Here is an 858-nt window from a genome sequence, read left to right as displayed (position 1 = left end):
CAACAAGAAGAATAAATTGTATATTCATATTTTCCATCACCAACATCACACAAACCTTTTTGTTGTTCTACTGAACCTAAGATATGGAAAAATTGACTAATACTTTCTGACTCTGAATCTCCAGATACAGAATTCAGCTTCGTAAAAGTCGCTTTAACAAAACGAGATACTGAGGATAAATCTCCAGGCAAGCCTATCCCTCCCATACCGCGGCTATAGGCATTCAAACTTATTTGATTTGAAAAATTATTTTTAGGAGTTTCACTCGATAAGACACGATAATTGTTTAAATTAAATAATTGATAGTCAAATGAAGGATTATTGGTAAGAACGCCCACAGGGTTATCATATATATGAAGTCCATCTTTCATACTTTCAATGACAATTGATTTTTCTTTATCAGCTAATAGCCAATGTAAAGGGGATAAAGGAAGTTCATCACTATAATTTATATTTGCTAAATTGATATTTTTTAACAATTTTTTAGCTTCTCCTACTGTTGAGCATTGTCCTAAAATCCAAGGAATAAATTCAAAAGGAGATACATTGTCTTTCCCTTCTTGTATTTCTTTATAATCAGCATACCCAGAAAAATTTAGCCCAGCCATACTCAATCCTTTTTCATTTGTCGCATCGTAATAAAGAGGGTAGTCAGCTATACCAGCGGCAATACCAATCATTGCATAATGAGTATCCAAATCATTTACCTTTCGAAAATTCAACTTATAATTTCTTGGAGTAACAGTGACTACTTCATTGTAAGATATTTCATAATCAAAATTCCTTCCAAAATAATGATCACTTGTTACATAAGTAATAGACGTACACATAGTTTATTCCTCCTAAATATTGTTCTGT

The 858-nt window shown here is 31.9% G+C and carries 1 protein-coding gene; it reads right to left on the bottom strand.

Annotated elements, in window-relative coordinates; translation table 11 throughout:
- The coding region (bsh, locus tag OZ002_RS13285) for a choloylglycine hydrolase (protein ID WP_325083496.1) at positions 1-830 on the bottom strand (830 nt) is incomplete at its 3' end.
- Positions 831-858 lie beyond the last annotated feature (28 nt).

It is taken from the genome of Enterococcus sp. E4-150 (genome assembly GCF_035726465.1).
Taxonomy (GTDB): Bacteria; Bacillota; Bacilli; order Lactobacillales; family Enterococcaceae; genus Enterococcus_B; species Enterococcus_B faecium.
The sequence above is the reverse complement of the archived record's forward strand: the minus strand, read 5'-3'. Positions and strand labels throughout refer to the sequence as shown.